This is a genomic window from Allobosea sp. 05L423 (genome assembly GCF_056397745.1).
In genome coordinates, this window is record NZ_JBFTOA010000003.1 from 389,334 (window position 1) to 405,568 (window position 16,235).

Genomic DNA, 16,235 nt, shown 5'->3' on the forward strand with positions numbered 1-16,235 from the left:
CTGCACCATGCGCGATATCCCTGCCGCTCTGGCCGCCCATATCGAGAGCGGGGCAACCACCTTGTGCCGCTGCTGGAGCCTGACGCGCCGCGACGGGCTCGTACTCGGCTTTACCGACCATGACCGGGCGCTTGCCTTCGACGGTCTGACCTATGCGGCGGCGACCGGGCTGGAGGCCGCGGAGGCGACGGCCGAGCTCGGCTTCGCCATCGGCGGCGGCGATGTCGCCGGCGCCTTCGCGGCATCGGGCCTGAACGAGGCCGACCTTGCGCGGGGGCTCTATGACGATGCGCGAGTCCGCATCTGGCTGGTCAATTGGGCCGTGCCCGAGCAGAGGCTGCTGCTCGAGGAGGGTTTCGTCGGCGAAGTCAGGCGCGGCGAGCACAGCTTCACGGCCGAGGTGCGCGGTTTCGCCAAGGCCTTCGATGAGGAGCGCGGGCGCCTTTACCTTCGCTCCTGCTCGGCGGATCTCGGCGATGCGCGCTGCGGCGTCGCACTGGCGCCGGTTTCTGCTGAAGTCACTGCGAGCGATGGCCGCCTGGCGCTCGCCGCCGAAGGGCTTGCTTCCTACCCGGATGGCCATTTCACCGGCGGGCGGCTCGTCTTCACCGGCGGAGCCAATGCCGGCTTCGCCACGGAGGTGAAGCGGCACGGCATCGAGGGTGATCGCGCTGTCTTCCAGCTCTGGCAGGCACCGGCCGCGGCGATCCTGGCCGGCGACGATTTCAGCGTCGCGCCGGGCTGCGACAAGAGCTTCGCCACCTGCCGGGCGAAATTCGGCAACGGCGTCAATTTCCGCGGCTTTCCGCACATGCCGACGACGGATTTCATCATCGGCGGCGTCCGCCCCGGAGACGGAGCGCTCGACGGCGGGAGCCTGTTCCGATGAGGCGCGACGAGATCGTCGAGGCGGCGCGTCTGTGGCTTGGCACGCCCTATCACCATCAGGCCTCGCTGCGCGGCGTCGGCTGCGATTGTCTCGGCCTCGTCCGAGGGATCTGGCGCGATCTGCTTGGCGATGAACCCGAGGCGCCGCCGCCCTACACGCCGTACTGGGCCGAAAGCCTGCGGCAGGAGACGCTGGCGAGCGCGGCACTGCGCCATCTCGCGCCGGTCGCGATCACGGCCGAACGACGGGGTGACGTGCTGCTCTTCCGCTGGCGTGAGCATCTGCCGGCCAAGCACTGCGCCATCCTGAGCGAGCCTGATCGCATCATCCATGCCCATGACGGGGCGGCCGTTGCCGAGGTCGCCTTCACGCCCTGGTGGCGGCGCCATCTCAGCCATGCCTTTTCCTTCCCCGGAGTGACCGACTGATGGCGACGCTTCTCCTCCAGGTCGCAGGTGCGGCGCTCGGCACCGCGCTGGGCGGACCGTTCGGCGGCGCGATAGGCCAGGCGCTCGGCGGTCTTGCCGGCGCGACGATCGATCAGGCCTGGCTCGGCAGCGCGGGCGGCAACAAGGTCGTCGAAGGGCCGCGCCTGAAGGAGGTGAACGGGCTCGCTGCGACCGAGGGGGCATCGATTCCGCGGGTCTATGGCCGGGCACGCCTCGGCGGCCAGCTCATCTGGGCGACGCGCTTCGAGGAGGAGGTCACGGTCTCGGTCAACCGCGGCAAGAGCGGTGGCAAGGGCGGCCGCTCGAAAAAGACCTATGAGACGACCTATAGCTACCACGCCAACCTCGCGATCGGCCTTTGCGAGGGGGCGATCGCCTTCATCAGGCGCATCTGGGTCGATGGTCGTGAGCTCGACGTCAGCACCGTCGCGATGCGCGTCCATCACGGGCACGAAACGCAAGAGCCCGATCCGCTCATCGCCGCGAAGGAGGCGGGCGACGCCCCGGCCTATCGCGGCCTCGCCTATGTCGTCTTTGAGCGTTTCCCGCTCGCGGATTACGGCAACCGCGTGCCCCAGTTCGATTTCGAGGTTGTCCGCGCTGTCGAGGGGTTGGGCGGCATGATCCGCGCCGTCTCGCTGATCCCGGGAGCTGGCGAGTTCGTCTATGATACGCGGCCTGTCAGCCACGAGCCCGAGCCGGGCGTCAGCGAGGGGCTGACACGCCACCAGCTCTATGGCGGGTCGGACGTCGATACCGCGCTCGGCCATCTCCTTGCGCTCTGCCCGAACCTGCGCTCCGTTTCGCTCGTGGTGTCATGGTTCGGCGACGATCTGCGCGCCGGTTCCTGCAGCGTCGCGCCGCGCGTCGAGATCCCGCACAAGCCGACAGTCGGCGCCGAATGGTCCGTCGCGGGGCTGACGCGCGCTTCGGCGCGCGCTGTCAGCCAGATCGACGGCCGCCCGGCTTTCGGCGGCACTCCCTCCGACGAGAGCATCATAGCTCTGATCCAGCGCCTGCGCTTCGATTACGGGCTCGAAGTCGTCCTCTATCCCTTCCTGATGATGGACGTCCCCGTGGGAAATGTGCTGTCGGATCCCTGGTCAGGCGGGGGGAGCCAGCCGCGCTACCCCTGGCGCGGACGGATCACCTGTGATCCGGCGCAGGGCCGCCCGGGGAGCGTGGAAGGCACAGCCGCGGCTGCGTCGCAGATCGCCGCATTCGTCGGCACGGTCGGCCCAGCCGACATGGCGCTCGCGGGCAGCGTCATCGCCTGCGCCAAGCCCGACGAGTGGTCGTATCGCCGCCAGATCATGCATTGCGCGATGCTGGCGCAGGCCGCAGGTGGCGTCGAAGGCTTCGTGATCGGTTCCGAACTGGTCGGGCTGACGCATCTGCGTGGCGCGTCCGGCTATCCGATGGCCGACCACCTCGTTGGGATCGCTGAGGACGTCAAGACCATTCTGCCCACGGCAACCCTGACCTATGCCGCCGACTGGACGGAATATGGTGCCGATGTCCGTGACGGCGGCCAGCACGTCGACTTTCCGCTCGATCCGCTCTGGGCCTCGCCGGCGATCGCCGCTGTTGGCATCGACTACTATCCGCCGCTCTCGGACTGGCGTGATTCCGGGGAACACGCCGATGCTGCCATTGCGCGCGGGCCTGCTGATCTCGCCTATCTCCGCGACCGGCTGACCGCGGGCGAAGCCTTCGACTGGTGCTATGCCGATGAAGATGGCCGCGCCGCGCAGGCGAGGTTGCCCATCACCGACGGTGCCTACGGAAAGCCTTGGCTGTTCCGGCCCAAGGACCTCCATGGCTGGTGGAACAACGCGCATATCCGGCGCTCGGGCGGTGCCGAGACCACTGCCACGCCTTTCGTGCCGGGCGCGAAGTCGATCTGGCTGACCGAGATCGGCATCCCGGCGGTGGACAAGGGCGCCAACGCGCCCAATGTCTTTCCCGATACCCGTTCAGCCGAAGGCGGCTTCCCGCCCTTCTCCAGCGGTGCGCGCGACGATCTGGTGCAGGCGCGCGGGCTGGAAGCGATCATCTCCGGTTTCGATCCGGACCGCCTCGGCTTCGATCCCGCGCGCAATCCGGTTCATCCGGTCAGCGGCATCCGCATGGTCGACCCGGCACATATTGTCGTCTGGAACTGGGACGCCCGGCCGTTTCCCGCATTTCCCGATCTTGGCGGCATCTGGGCGGACGGCGTCAATTTCGAGACGGGGCACTGGCTGAACGGCCGCCTGGAAGGTACCCCCGTCGATCGTCTCATCACCAGGCTGCTCGCCGATTTCGGCCTGCCGCCTACAGACGGCATGGCTGTCGACGGCTTCGTGGACGGCTATGTGCTCGACCGGCCGCTTTCCGCGCGCCAGGCGCTTGAACCGCTCGCTCAGACCTTCGGTTTCGATGCGGTGATGGGCGCGGGCCGCATGCGCTTCGAGGGGCGGGGTGGCAAGGTCTCGCGGCTGCTCGGCCATGACGATTTCGTTGCGGATCGCGACGGAGAGCCCTTCACGCTGCGCCGCACCCAGGAGACTGAGCTGCCGCTGGAGCTGCGCCTCGGCTTCAGCGACAGCGAAAGCGACTATCGCAAAGCCGGAAGCCGCTCACGCCGCCTTGCTGGCGCGGCGCGACGGGAGGTTGCGGTCGAGACGGCCGTCGTAACCCGCCCCGCCGAGGCCCAGCGCCTGGCCGACCAGCGCCTGCAGGAGGCCTGGGCCGGGCGCGAGACGCTGGAATGCGAGCTGTCGCCGCGTTGCCTCGACCTGGAGCCGGGGGACGTCGTCTCCGTGCCGGTCGATGCGGGCCGCCGCCTGTTCCGGATCACGCGTATCGCCGATGGCACGATCCGGCAGATCAGCGCGCGTGCCGTCGAACCCGCGATCTACGCGAGCGCAGGCGCGAAGGGCGGGCCTCGCCCTCCGCGGACGCCGCCGGCCTTGCCCGGCCGGCCTCTTGTGGTTCCGCTCGCTTTGCCGATCGTTGCGGCACAGCCACCGGCATTGCTCTCGCTCGCGGCTTTCGCATCGCCCTGGCCGGGGGCGCTGGCGATCTGGAGCGCCGACGAGGCCGGCTTGTTCGATCTCGGCGGCTTCGTCGAGGCTCCCTCGATCATTGGCGAAACGCTGACCGAGCTCCCGCCAGGGCCGCTCTGGCGAACCGATCGGCGTGCCGCGCTCGAGGTTCTGTTGCGCGGCGGCGTCATGTCGTCCGTGTCGTCGGATGCAGCGCTCGCCGGCGCCAACGCGTTGGCTCTGATTGGCGAGGACGGCGAGATCGAGATCGTCACGGTGGCGCAGGTCGATCTCATCGGTCCGCAGCGCTTCCGCCTCTCGCGTTTCGTCCGCGGAATGGCTGGATCGGAAGCGGCTGCTTCTCGCCATCTGCCGCCCGGAGCCCGTGTCGTCGTTCTCGATGGGGCGGCTGTGACGCTGACGACGGATCTGTCCGATATCGGCAAGCAGCAACGCTACCGCATTGGCCCGGCGCGCCACGATGTCGGCGACCCGACGATGACGCAGGTCACGGCAGAGGTGAGAAGCGACGCGCTGCTGCCGCTGTCCCCGGTCCGGGCGAAGGCTCGTCGTTCGGGAGCCGGCATCCGTCTGAGCTGGGTGCGGCGGACCCGCAGCGACGGTGATTCGTGGGATCTGGCCGAGGTTCCCATCGGCGAGGAGGGCGAGCGCTACGAAATCCGCGTTCTCGACGGCGAGCTGCCCATCCATGCCGAAATCGTGAATGCGCCCGAGTGGCTCTATCCGGCTGCGCAGGAGCTCGCGCATTTCGGTTCGCAGCAGGAGGAACTTTCATTGTCTTTGGCCCAGCTCAGCACAACCGTGGGGCGAGGGCGCGAATGGCGTGGACGGATCGCCATCGCGTGATTTAGTCTAGGTTGTGGTCGGGGTGATGCATTCATGGCCCATTCACGCGGATGGGATTAGCCCATGTCGATGATGCCGGTCGAACCGATCCTCGCTTTCGCGCTCATGACCTCGCCGCCGATGCCGATCATCCGCATCGACGATGCGACGCCGATGTCCTGCCTTTCCTCGGATGAAACGCGCGATGCTGTTGCCGACGGCCGGGTGATGCAGCCGGCCGAAGCCTCGCGCCATGCCCGCCATGCGGCTCCAGGCGAAGTTGTCCGCATCAGGCTCTGTCGGCAGGGCGACGATTTCGTCTATGTCGTCACGACGCTGAAACGCGACGGGCGCGTTGCACGCGTGACGCTGGAAGGACAATCCGGCAAGATTGCCACCATCCGCTGACTGCTTGCCGGCATCTGCACAAACTGGAGCGAACCCACCGTGAGACTGCTCGTCGTCGAGGACGACAAGGACCTCAACCGCCAGATCGTGACCGCTCTGGAGAACGCCGGCTACGCCGTCGACAAGGCTTTCGACGGCGAGGAGGGGCTCTATCTCGGCGAGACCGAGCCCTATGACGCCGTCATTCTCGATCTCGGCCTGCCGAAGGTCGATGGTGTCGCGGTGCTGCAGGGCTGGCGCCGGGCTGGCAAGACCATGCCGGTGCTGATCCTGACGGCGCGCGACCGCTGGAGCGACAAGGTTGGGGGCTTCGATGCCGGCGCGGACGACTATGTCGTCAAGCCGTTCCATGTCGAGGAGCTTCTGGCACGCGTCCGCGCCTTGCTGCGCCGCGCGGCCGGCCATGCCACATCGGAACTCGTCTGCGGACCGGTTCGGCTCGATACGCGGGCAAGCCGCGTGGTGGTCGATGGCAACCCGGTGAAGCTGACCTCGCACGAGTATCGGCTGCTCTCCTACCTGATGCACCATCAGGGGCGGGTCGTTTCGCGCACCGAATTGGTCGAGCACCTCTACGACCAGGATTTCGATCGCGATTCCAACACGATCGAGGTTTTTGTCGGCCGCTTGCGCAAGAAGCTCGGGGTCGACGTCATCGAGACCGTCCGGGGCCTCGGCTACATCGCCGCTGCTCCGGAAAAGGTCTGATCGCGGGAGATGGTCCTCAAATCCCATCGTTATTCGCTGGGAGCGCGGCTCTTTCTCTCGGCGGCGTTTTGCTGCGTCCTCATCCTGGTCCTGGCCGGTGTCGGCCTGACCACCTTCTACCGCCGCTCGGCCGAGCGCGGCTTCGACGAGCGGCTCTCGGTCTATATCAAGCAACTCGTCGCCGATCTCGCCGCGCCGCCCGAAACGGAGCGCCAGACGGTCGGTGATCTCGGCGAGCCGCGCTTCGACCTGCCGCTGACCGGCTGGTACTGGCAAATCACCCGCCTCGATGGCGAGCGGCCCAATGTGCGCGCGTCACGGTCACTGGTCGGTGGCCAGCTGCCGAAGCTCCTCGACCAGTCGATCGCGCCCAACAGCCGCGGTCTGCGGGAGAGCTATGTTTCCGGCCCGGACGATCGCCAGCTGCGCATTCTCGAGCGCGAGATCGATGTCGGCGAGGACGGTCGCTTCACCGTTGCCGTCGCCGCGCCGGCCGATGAGATCGAAGGCGATATCCAGGATTTCCGCTTCGCGCTGGCGATGACCTTCCTGCTGCTCGGCCTTGCGCTTGTCGCCTCGACGCTAGTCCAGGTCCGGTTCGGCCTGCGGCCGCTGGTGCGCCTGCGGACCGCCGTCGGTTCGGTAAGGACGGGCGAGAGCCCGCGCATCGCGGGCCAGTACCCGCCCGACCTCGCGCCGCTCGCGAGCGAACTCAATCAGTTGATCGACGCCAATCACGAGATTCTCGATCGCGCCCGCACGCAGGTCGGCAACCTCGCTCATGCCCTCAAGACGCCGCTCAGCGTCATGATGAACGAGGCAGGTTCGGGCGAAGGGCAACTCCCGCAGACCGTTCGGACACAGACCGCGATCATGCGGGATCAGGTCCAGTATTATCTCGATCGGGCGCGGGCCGCTGCGCTGTCCGGCGCGTTGGGCGGCGTCACCGAGGTGGTTCCGTCGCTTGAAGCGCTCCTGCGGACATTCATGAAGATCTCCCAGGACAGGGAGATCGCCGGCTCGCACGCCGTTCCGAAGACGCTGCGCTTCCGCGGCGAGAAGCAGGATTTCGAGGAAATGCTCGGAAACCTGCTCGACAATGCCTTCAAATGGGCGTCGTCGAAAGTCGAGGTCTCGCTGGAGAGTGGCAAGGCCGATGACAATGAGAAGATGGCGTTGCTGATCGACGACGATGGTCCAGGCCTCCCGCATGGTGCCATGGCGGAAGTGCTGAAGCGCGGCCGCCGGCTCGACGAGGCGACACCGGGGTCCGGCCTCGGATTGTCGATTGTCGTCGATCTCGCCAAGCTCTATGGCGGCGAGCTGACGCTGCAGCGTTCGCCGTTGGGCGGGTTGCGCGCGCGGCTCGTCTTGCCTTCGATCTAGATCAAATCCAAGCCCGCGTGACCCTTTGTCGCCATGAACTCGACCGGCCGATTCGCTAAGAACACCCTATGATGATCTGGACGATCTTTGCGGCAATGACGGGAGCGGCGATCTTCGCCTTGCTCCGGCCGCTCAGTCACGGCCAGCTTCAGGATTTCGCCGATATAGCGGATGCCAAGAGCCTCTATCGCGCGCAGCTCAAGGAGATCGACCGCGATCTCGGCCGCAAGCTGATCGCCGAGTCGGAAGCGGAAGCGACGCGTGCCGAGGCGGCGCGCCGCCTGCTGCGGGCCGCCAACGACGAGGTGGGCCCTTCGGGCGAGACCGAGCCGTCCCTGCGGCGCCGCCGTGCCAGCTCGGCCCTGATGCTGTCGGTCGTGCCGCTACTCGCCTTGCTGGTCTACGGGCTCTACGGCTCGCCGGGCTTCTCCGACCAGCCGCTGGCCGCGCGGCTCGAGAAGGCCGGGCCGCAGCAGGATTTCGCCGTTGTCCTGGCGCGTATGGAGGCCCATCTTGCGGCCAATCCGACCGACGCCAAAGGCTGGTCCCTGATCGCGCCGATCTATCTGAGACAGGGACGCTACGACGAGGCAGTCAAGGCTTTCGCGGCGACAGTTCGCTACGGCAAGCCCGACACCGATCTGCTCGCCGGGCTCGGCGAGGCCCGCATTCTCGAAGCCGGTGGCATCGTGACGGCGGCTGCGCGGGAAGCCTTGGCGGAAGCGGTCAAGCTCGACCCGAGCAACGCGCGGGCGCGCTACTATCTCGCCGTCGGCAAGGAGCAGGACGGCGATGGGGAAGGCGCGTTGTCCGCTCTGCAGCAGCTCCTCGCCGATGCGCCCCCGCAAGTGGAATGGGCCGCTGCCGTGCGCGCCCGTATCGAGCAGATGCAGGCCGATGCCGGGCGCAAGGCGGTCGCGGCTTTGCCGGAGGCCGAACGTCAGCAGGCGATCAAGGGCATGGTGGACGGCCTGGCCGCGCGGCTGGCCGGTGGCGGCGGAACGCTGCCCGAATGGAGCCGCCTGATCCGCGCCCGCGCCGTCCTCGGCGATCGGGACGCCGCGGTGCAGGCGGTGAAGACGGCGCGCGAGCGGCTGTCGCAGGATCAGGCAGCACTTGCGGCCATCGATGCCCTGGCCGATGAATTGGCCTTGAAGGAAGCCAAGCCGTGAGTGTCGCCCAGCCCACCCGCCCCATGCCGGCCAAGCGCCGCCTGACCCGGAAGCAGCGCCGCCTTGCGCTGATCGCGGCGGCCGGCGCCGTGCTGTTCTTCGCGGCCGGGCTCGTGCTCTTCGCCATGCGCGACACGATCGTGTTCTTTTACGGCCCGACGGAGATCGTCGAGAAGGGCGTAGCTCCCGGCACCCGCATGCGCCTCGGCGGCCTTGTCGAGACGGGCTCCGTCCAGCGCGGGCCGGGCCAGCGCGTCTCCTTCGCGATCACCGACAGCAAGACCGCCATGAAGGTCAGCTATGACGGGTTGCTGCCGGATCTGTTCCGCGAGGGGCAGGGCGTCGTCACCGAGGGCGTCTTCGAAGGGGCAGGGCGCTTCAAGGCGGATTCGGTGCTGGCCAAGCATGACGAGACCTATATGCCGCGCGAGGTTGCCGACACGCTGAAGAAGCAGGGGCACTGGCAGCCCGGCGGCCCCGGCGCACCCGCCGCGCCAGCGGCCAAGCCATGAGCCGGTCATGATCGTCGAGATCGGTCATTACGCGCTGGCGCTCGCGCTCGGCGTCTCCGTCATCCAGACGCTGGTGCCGTTCTGGGGCGTCGTGCGGCATGACAGGGCGCTGGCGTCGGTCGGCAGCAGCGCGGCGCTGATCAGCTTCGCGCTGGTCGCGCTGTCGTTCGCGGCATTGGTCGCATCCTATGTCCGCTCGGATTTCTCGGTGGCGAACGTCGTCGCGAACTCCCATTCGACGCAGCCGCTGATCTATAAACTCACCTCGGTCTGGGGCAACCACGAGGGCTCGATGCTGCTCTGGGTGCTGATCCTGACCCTGTTCGGGGCGCTGGTCGCGCTGTCGCGCAACTCGCTGCCGCCGCGGCTGCGGGCCGGGACGCTGGCCGTGCAGGGGCTGGTGGCCGTGGCCTTCCTCGCCTTTCTGCTGCTGACCTCGAACCCGTTCCAGCGCCTGATGCAGGCCCCGGCGGAAGGGCAGGATCTCAACCCGATCCTGCAGGACCTCGGGCTCGCGATCCATCCGCCGCTGCTCTATATCGGCTATGTCGGCTTCTCGATCACCTACGCCTTCGCCGTCGCCGCCCTGATCGACGGACGGATCGACGCGATGTGGGCGCGGGCCGTCAGGCCCTGGACGCTGCTGGCCTGGACCTTCCTGACGCTGGGCATCGCGATGGGCTCCTACTGGGCCTATTACGAATTGGGCTGGGGCGGCTGGTGGTTCTGGGACCCGGTCGAGAACGCCTCCTTCATGCCTTGGCTCGCCGGCACGGCCCTGATCCATTCGACCGTGGTGATGGAGAAGCGCGACGCGCTCAAGGTCTGGACGATCCTGCTCGCGATCCTGACCTTCTCGCTCTCGCTGCTCGGCACCTTCATCGTTCGTTCCGGCGTGCTGACCTCGGTGCACTCCTTCGCCAGCGATCCGGCGCGGGGCCTGTTCATCCTCTTCATCCTGGTCTTCTTCGTCGGCGGCTCGCTCGCACTCTTCGCCTGGCGCGCACCTCTGCTGCGGCAGGGCGGGCTGTTCGCGCCGATCTCCCGGGAGGGGGCGCTGGTCGTCAACAACATCTTCCTCGCCACGGCCTGCGCCACCGTTTTCGTCGGCACGCTCTATCCGCTCGTCCTGGAGATGCTGACCGGCGACAAGATCTCGGTCGGCGCGCCCTTCTACAACGCGACCTTCATCCCGGTGATGGTGCCGTTGCTGCTGGTCCTGCCGATCGGCCAGTCGCTCGCCTGGAAGCGCGGTGATCTGCTCGGCGCCGCGCAGCGCAATGCTGCCGCCTTCGGGGTCGCGGTGCTGACCTCACTCGCCGTGATCGCCTTCACCCGTGGCGGGCCGGTTCTGGCGCCCCTCGGCGTCGGGCTCGGCGTCTTCCTGATCCTCGGCGCGGCCGTCGATCTAGGCGAACGTATCGTCACGCGAGCCAGCGGCTGGAAGGCGGTGCTGTCGCGCGCCAAGGGCCTGCCGCGCTCTGCCTGGGGCACGGCGCTGGCGCATGCCGGCATCGGAGTGAGCATCATCGGCATCGCGGCTGCCGCCTGGAGCAGCGAGGCGATCACGGTCCTCAAGCCGGGCGAGCGGCTGACGAGCGGGCGCTATACGGTCGTGCTGGAGGGTGTCACGCCCCGGACCGGGCCGAATTTCCGCGCCGAAGTCGCCCGCTTCCAGCTCTTTTCGGGTGATCGGGAGCTCGCGCCGCTTGAGGCGTCCAAGCGCGTCTATACGGCCCGGGGAATGCCGACGACGGAAGCGGGAATTCGGACCGACGGGCTGAGCCAGGCCTATGTCAGCCTCGGCGAGGCGCAGGATGGCGGTGTCGCCGTGCGGCTCTACGACAAGCCGCTGATCCTGCTGATCTGGATCGGCTCGATCATCATGGCCATGGGTGGCTGCCTTTCGCTCACTGACCGGCGCTTCCGGCTGGCGGCTCCGAAGCGTGCCGCGCCGGCCGTGGCGGCACCGCAGCCGGCGGAGTAGGCCGATGCGCCGGATCATCCTCGCCATCGGCATCGCATTGTTTGCGGTCACGGCTGCATTGGCTGTGCAGCCCGACGAAGTGCTGCCGAACCCAGCGCAGGAGCAGCGCGCGCGCGCCATTTCCGGTGGTCTGCGCTGTCTCGTCTGCCAGAATCAGTCGATCGACGATTCCGACGCGCCGCTGGCGCGCGACCTGCGCATCCTCGTCCGGGAAAGGCTCGTCGCCGGCGACACCGACAAGGCGGTGGTCGATTTCGTCGTCGCCCGCTACGGCGATTTTGTGCTGCTGCGACCGCCGTTCAATGCGCACACGGCTTTGCTCTGGGCGGCGCCTTTTGCAATTCTGCTCTTCGCCTTCATCTTTGTCTGGCGCCTGGCCCGTCGACGCCCGGCTCCGGCCGTGGAACCCGTGCGGCTCTCGGCCGAGGAAGAGGCCAAGGTTGCGGCCTTGGTCGAGTCGGAGGACAGCCCTAGTAGGTGAGCCTGCAGGAACGCATCAGCTCCTGCGCAAAGACATGCTCGCTGGCCCCGGATACGCCATACATGACTCGTCCGTTCTGGGACGGCTGCGGGGAAGCATAAACGGCATAGATACGAGCAAAGCAGGCTGCACTGCTGCCTGAATAGCCGTGGCGGGCGGCCAGGCCGAGGCCAATACGTTGGGCAATGGCTGGGGAATGCCCGGTCCCGCCGCCTCGGGCCGTTTGCCGCGCCGCCATATCCTGCAGCCGGTCGATGCCGCAGCGGGAGCGCTGTTCCGCATTGTAGGCGGGGGTCGAGGCTGCGTACCAACCGCGCCGGCCGTTCGGCTTCTCGACGACGACCGCATGCTTCGCGAAGACGCGGGCGTAGCAGTCGGCGTTTTCATATCCCCGCGCCTGCGCCACCCGCAGTCCGGCGCTATAGGCTGAGCCCTGCTGCGCGAGGGCCGGCCCACCGAGGCAGGCCGCGACAAACGAAATTCCCCAGCTGATACGCATCGGCATCCCCCATCCCAGAGACAGGGGGCACCGCCGGGCCGGCGGCCGTCAAGACGGTGCGCGCGGTCTTGCAATTGAATCTTACGAAACCGTCATGTTCAGGCCAAAACCGCGTAAGGCGGCCGGCATCATGGTCCTCGTCACGAACAGGGGAGAAAACCCTGACGCTCACGAGGTTCAAATTATGACGACACAGAACGAGACCCGTAAGTCCATCCTCAAGCGCGGCGCCCTTCTCGCCGGCACCGCTATCCTGGGCATCGGCCTGGCCGCCGGCATCGCCGACAGCGCCCTGATGCAGAATCACAACGCTATTGCACAGCCGATCCAGCTCTCGGGCACGCAGAGCGCGCTGCCTTCCTTTGCCGATCTCGTCGACAAGGTGAAGCCCGCGGTCGTCTCCGTCCGCGTCAAGACGCAGGCCGCAGCGGCCAGCGACGAGCAGAACCTGGACGATCTGCCGCCGCAGCTGCGCCGCTTCTTCCGCGAGCCCGGCGAGAACGACCGTCCGAACAAGCCGCAGCCGCGCCAGGGCATGGCCCAGGGCTCGGGCTTCTTCGTCAGCCAGGACGGCTATGTCGTGACCAACAACCACGTCGTCGAGAACGCCGTGGAGGTCCAGCTCGTCACCGACTCCGGCAAGACGCTGGACGCCAAGGTCGTCGGCACCGATCCGCGCACCGATCTCGCCCTGTTGAAGGTCAAGGACGCCGGTGACTACGCCTATGTGAAGCTCTCCGACGGCAAGGCGCGCATCGGCGATTGGGTGCTGGCGATCGGCAACCCCTTCGGCCTCGGCGGCACGGTCACGGCCGGCATCGTCTCGGCCCAGGGGCGCGACATCGGCTCGGGTCCCTATGACGACTTCATCCAGATCGACGCGCCGATCAACCGCGGCAACTCGGGCGGCCCGACCTTCAACCAGAACGGCGAAGTCGTCGGTGTGAACACCGCGATCTACTCGCCTTCCGGCGGCAATGTCGGCATCGCCTTCGCGATCCCGGCCTCCACCGTCAAGCAGGTGGTGGACTCGCTGAAGAAGGATGGCACGGTGGCGCGCGGCTTCATCGGCGTGCAGATCCAGCCGGTCACGGGCGAGATGGCCGATGCCATCGGCCTGAAGGAAGCGAAGGGCGCGCTGGTCGCCGAGGCGCAGGGCAATGGCCCCGCCGCCAAGGCCGGTATCCGCCGCGGCGACACCATCACTGCGGTCAATGGCGAGGTGATCAAGGACGCACGCGACCTCTCCCGCAAGATCGCGACTTTCGCCCCTGGCTCCAAGGCCACGATCACCCTGTTCCGCGAAGGCAAGTCCCGTGACGTGACCTTCGAGGTTGGCCGCCAGCCCGCGGCGTAGAGCGGGATCCAGGCAGGTTGAAGCAACCTGCCCGGTAAAGCCGCCTCTAGGATTTGGGGAAACCGCGTAGTCCGGTCGGATTGTGCAGCAAGCCGACCGGCGCGGGGCCCCAGCGAAGCAGGCAGGTCTCTTCGGTTTTCTGTCGCCCCAGCCGAGGGACAAGCCGTCGCGGCGGCAGGCCGGATGCGTATCCTCCGGCCTGCCGTTTTTTGTTTTCGAAGCACTTGCGAGTGAAGTGAAAACCGGCTCGCCTGAAGAAAAAGCGATAAGCAAAAATACAGAGCGAAGGCCGGTCCGTTTGGATCGGCGTTTGCTCTGAGCTAGGTTCGACCCATGCGACTCCTGATCGTCGAAGATGATGCCGAGGCTGCGGCCTATCTGACCAAGGCGTTCCGCGAGGTCGGCCACGTCGCCGACCATGCCGCGGACGGCCTGCAGGGCTATGCCATGGCCGAGGGCGGCGGCTACGACGTGCTGGTCGTCGACCGCATGCTGCCCCGCCTCGACGGGCTTTCCCTGATCCGCTCCTTGCGCGAACAGAAGGATGAGACGCCGGCGCTCATCCTGTCGGCGCTGGCCCAGGTCGACGACCGGGTGAAGGGGCTGCGCGCCGGCGGCGATGACTATCTGCCCAAGCCCTATGCCTTCTCCGAGCTGCTGGCCCGCGTCGAGGTGCTGGCGCGCCGCCGTGGTGCGCCCGCCTCGGAGCCGACCACCTACCGCGTCGGCGAGCTGGTGCTCGATCGACTCGCTCATCGCGTCACTCGCGAGGGGCAGGAGATCGTCCTCCAGCCGCGCGAGTTCCGCCTGCTCGAATATCTGATGAAGCATGCCGGGCAGGTCGTTACGCGCACCATGCTGCTCGAGAACGTCTGGGACTATCACTTCGACCCCCAGACCAATGTCATCGACGTGCATGTCAGCCGCCTGCGCGCCAAGGTCGACAAGGGCTTCGAGCAGCCGATGATCCACACCATCCGCGGCGCGGGATACATGGTCCGTGACAACGCCCGCTGATGCTCCCGCACGACGGCGCCAGAAGTTCTTGCCGACCCTGTTCCGCACGACGGCCTTCAAGCTGACGGCGGCCTATCTCGTCATCTTCGCACTCTTCGCCGCCTTCGTGCTCGGCTATGTCGCCTGGAACGCGCAGCGCCTGCTGACCGACCAGATCCGCTCGACCATCGATGCCGAGATCCAGGGCTTGGCCGAGCAGCAGCGCCAGGGCGGCATCCGCCGGCTGGTCAACATCATCGAGCGCCGCTCGCGCGGACCCGGCGCCTCGCTCTATCTCGTCACGACGCCGGTGGGCGAGCGCATCGCCGGCAATGTCGAGGCTATCCCGCCTGGTACGCTCGATCGCACCGGCGAGAGCGAGATCGAATACGCTCGCTCCAGCGAAACGGTCGATACGCCGAGCCATGCGCTCGTGCGCGTCTTCATGCTGCCGGCCGGGTTCCGCCTCCTCGTCGGCCGCGATCTGGAGGAGCGTGATCGGCTTGGCGCCGTGATCCGCCGTGCCGCCGGCTGGTCGGCGGCGCTGGTCTTCATTCTCGGCTGTTTTGCAAGCTGGTTTGTGGCGCGCCGCGTGCTGAAGCGCATCGACGGCATGAGCGAGACTGCGCATGGCATCATGGAAGGTGACCTGAAGGGGCGCCTCGCCATTACCGGCACGGGCGATGAGCTTGATCGCCTCGCGCTGAACCTCAACGCCATGCTGGACCGTATCGGGGAGCTGATGGCGGGCATGCAGCAGGTGACCGACAACATCGCCCATGACCTCAAGACACCGCTGACCCGCCTGCGCAACCGGGCCGAGGAGGCGCTGCGCAGCGCCAAGTCTCCCGATGAGCTGCGCGCTTCGCTCGACGGGGCAATCGAGGAAGCGGACAACCTGATCCGCGTCTTCAACGCCTTGCTGATGCTGGCACGGCTGGAGGCCGGCCGCGTCAGCGAGAACATGGCCGAGCTCGATCTTTCGGAGATCGTCTCGGGAATGGCGGAACTCTATGAGCCGCTCGCCGAGGAAGCCGGGCTCGCGCTCGTCGGAGAGGTCGAACCGGATCTGCGGATCGTCGGAAACCGCGAGCTGGTCGGGCAGGCCATCGCCAATCTGATCGACAACGCCCTGAAATACGGCGGCCCCGAACAGGGCGGGGACGGTACCGTGACCATCGCCGCGAGGCGCAACGGAGCCGAGATCGAACTTTCCGTGGCCGATCACGGGCCAGGCATCCCGGAAGCCGACCGCGGCCGCGCGCTCGACCGCTTCGTGCGCCTCGACACCAGCCGCAGCAAGCCCGGCTTCGGGCTGGGCCTGTCGCTGGCATCCGGTGTTGTGCGTCTGCATGGCGGCCACCTCAGCCTTGAAGACAACGCTCCCGGGCTGCGCGTCGTCATCACCCTGCCGATGGCCGAGTCCAAGTCTGTGGAAACGCAGCCGGCTCCCGAGGCTCAAAGCTCGACAGCCGTCGCAAACCCTGCTGGCGTGCCGTCCTCCTGAGGAGGAAGG

At 67.4% G+C, this 16,235-nt stretch carries 13 protein-coding genes and 1 pseudogene; 13 read left to right on the forward strand and 1 reads right to left on the reverse strand.

The genetic code is table 11. The features are described 5' to 3' along the window. Positions 1-7: 7 nt before the first annotated feature. The 10 genes from AC1DNE_RS09950 to AC1DNE_RS09995 all read left to right on the forward strand — a co-directional run bounded on the left by AC1DNE_RS09950 (position 8) and on the right by AC1DNE_RS09995 (position 11,867). On the forward strand, positions 8-889 hold the full coding sequence (locus AC1DNE_RS09950) for a DUF2163 domain-containing protein (RefSeq protein ID WP_441468611.1): 882 nt from the start codon (positions 8-10) through the stop codon (positions 887-889). Continuing rightward, on the forward strand, positions 886-1,317 hold the full coding sequence (locus AC1DNE_RS09955) for an NlpC/P60 family protein (RefSeq protein WP_441468610.1): 432 nt from the start codon (positions 886-888) through the stop codon (positions 1,315-1,317). The genes AC1DNE_RS09950 and AC1DNE_RS09955 overlap by 4 nt, the downstream gene beginning before the upstream one ends. After that, complete coding sequence (locus AC1DNE_RS09960; RefSeq protein WP_441468609.1) at positions 1,317-5,234, forward strand: baseplate multidomain protein megatron; 3,918 nt, start codon at positions 1,317-1,319, stop codon at positions 5,232-5,234. The genes AC1DNE_RS09955 and AC1DNE_RS09960 overlap by 1 nt, the downstream gene beginning before the upstream one ends. Positions 5,235-5,297: 63 nt before the next feature. Beyond that, positions 5,298-5,621: a PepSY domain-containing protein gene (locus AC1DNE_RS09965; RefSeq protein WP_441468608.1), complete on the forward strand. Its 324-nt coding sequence runs from the start codon at positions 5,298-5,300 to the stop codon at positions 5,619-5,621. Between the two features lie 39 nt (positions 5,622-5,660). Beyond that, positions 5,661-6,329, forward strand: coding sequence for a response regulator transcription factor (locus tag AC1DNE_RS09970; protein WP_441468607.1), 669 nt, complete (start codon positions 5,661-5,663; stop codon positions 6,327-6,329). 9 nt (positions 6,330-6,338) lie between these two features. Beyond that, positions 6,339-7,715, forward strand: coding sequence for a sensor histidine kinase (locus AC1DNE_RS09975; protein ID WP_441468606.1), 1,377 nt, complete (start codon positions 6,339-6,341; stop codon positions 7,713-7,715). 71 nt (positions 7,716-7,786) lie between these two features. Further along, positions 7,787-8,887 carry a c-type cytochrome biogenesis protein CcmI gene (gene ccmI, locus AC1DNE_RS09980; RefSeq protein WP_441468605.1) on the forward strand — a complete coding sequence of 367 codons (1,101 nt, stop codon included), beginning with the start codon at positions 7,787-7,789 and terminating at the stop codon, positions 8,885-8,887. A 41-nt stretch (positions 8,888-8,928) separates the two neighbouring features. Then, the gene (gene ccmE / locus AC1DNE_RS09985) at positions 8,929-9,399 is read left to right on the forward strand and encodes a cytochrome c maturation protein CcmE (RefSeq protein ID WP_441468962.1); all 471 of its coding nucleotides are present in this window, start codon (positions 8,929-8,931) and stop codon (positions 9,397-9,399) included. A gap of 7 nt (positions 9,400-9,406) precedes the next feature. Then, the gene (locus AC1DNE_RS09990) at positions 9,407-11,386 is read left to right on the forward strand and encodes a heme lyase CcmF/NrfE family subunit (RefSeq protein ID WP_441468604.1); all 1,980 of its coding nucleotides are present in this window, start codon (positions 9,407-9,409) and stop codon (positions 11,384-11,386) included. A 4-nt stretch (positions 11,387-11,390) separates the two neighbouring features. Beyond that, positions 11,391-11,867: a cytochrome c-type biogenesis protein gene (locus AC1DNE_RS09995; RefSeq protein WP_441468603.1), complete on the forward strand. Its 477-nt coding sequence runs from the start codon at positions 11,391-11,393 to the stop codon at positions 11,865-11,867. Here the strand turns inward: AC1DNE_RS09995 and AC1DNE_RS10000 are convergent. Continuing rightward, a complete protein-coding gene (locus tag AC1DNE_RS10000; protein ID WP_441468602.1) occupies positions 11,857-12,372 on the reverse strand; it encodes a hypothetical protein in 516 nt (171 codons plus the stop codon). The two genes, AC1DNE_RS09995 and AC1DNE_RS10000, sit on opposite strands and share 11 nt — an antisense overlap. A 289-nt stretch (positions 12,373-12,661) precedes the next feature. Between AC1DNE_RS10000 and AC1DNE_RS10005 the strand changes: the two are divergent. From AC1DNE_RS10005 to AC1DNE_RS10015, 3 genes and pseudogenes are all read left to right on the forward strand, one after another. Then, a pseudogene (locus AC1DNE_RS10005) lies at positions 12,662-13,717 on the forward strand (trypsin-like peptidase domain-containing protein); the annotation flags it as partial. 339 nt (positions 13,718-14,056) lie between these two features. After that, positions 14,057-14,740, forward strand: coding sequence for a response regulator transcription factor (locus AC1DNE_RS10010; protein ID WP_149130308.1), 684 nt, complete (start codon positions 14,057-14,059; stop codon positions 14,738-14,740). Beyond that, on the forward strand, positions 14,724-16,226 hold the full coding sequence (locus AC1DNE_RS10015; RefSeq protein ID WP_441468601.1) for a HAMP domain-containing sensor histidine kinase: 1,503 nt from the start codon (positions 14,724-14,726) through the stop codon (positions 16,224-16,226). The genes AC1DNE_RS10010 and AC1DNE_RS10015 overlap by 17 nt, the downstream gene beginning before the upstream one ends. The last annotated feature ends 9 nt before the right edge of the window (positions 16,227-16,235 follow it).

Bases quoted from the DNA above. Each gene is read 5' to 3' on its own strand.
- AC1DNE_RS09965 (WP_441468608.1), top strand. From the start codon at position 5,298: ATGTCGATGATGCCGGTCGAACCGATCCTCGCTTTCGCGCTCATGACC.
- AC1DNE_RS09975 (WP_441468606.1), top strand. From the start codon at position 6,339: ATGGTCCTCAAATCCCATCGTTATTCGCTGGGAGCGCGGCTCTTTCTC.
- ccmI (WP_441468605.1), top strand. From the start codon at position 7,787: ATGATCTGGACGATCTTTGCGGCAATGACGGGAGCGGCGATCTTCGCC.
- AC1DNE_RS09960 (WP_441468609.1), top strand. From the start codon at position 1,317: ATGGCGACGCTTCTCCTCCAGGTCGCAGGTGCGGCGCTCGGCACCGCG.
- AC1DNE_RS09990 (WP_441468604.1), top strand. From the start codon at position 9,407: ATGATCGTCGAGATCGGTCATTACGCGCTGGCGCTCGCGCTCGGCGTC.
- AC1DNE_RS09995 (WP_441468603.1), top strand. From the start codon at position 11,391: ATGCGCCGGATCATCCTCGCCATCGGCATCGCATTGTTTGCGGTCACG.
- AC1DNE_RS09950 (WP_441468611.1), top strand. From the start codon at position 8: ATGCGCGATATCCCTGCCGCTCTGGCCGCCCATATCGAGAGCGGGGCA.
- AC1DNE_RS10000 (WP_441468602.1), bottom strand. From the start codon at position 12,372: ATGCCGATGCGTATCAGCTGGGGAATTTCGTTTGTCGCGGCCTGCCTC.
- AC1DNE_RS09955 (WP_441468610.1), top strand. From the start codon at position 886: ATGAGGCGCGACGAGATCGTCGAGGCGGCGCGTCTGTGGCTTGGCACG.
- AC1DNE_RS10010 (WP_149130308.1), top strand. From the start codon at position 14,057: ATGCGACTCCTGATCGTCGAAGATGATGCCGAGGCTGCGGCCTATCTG.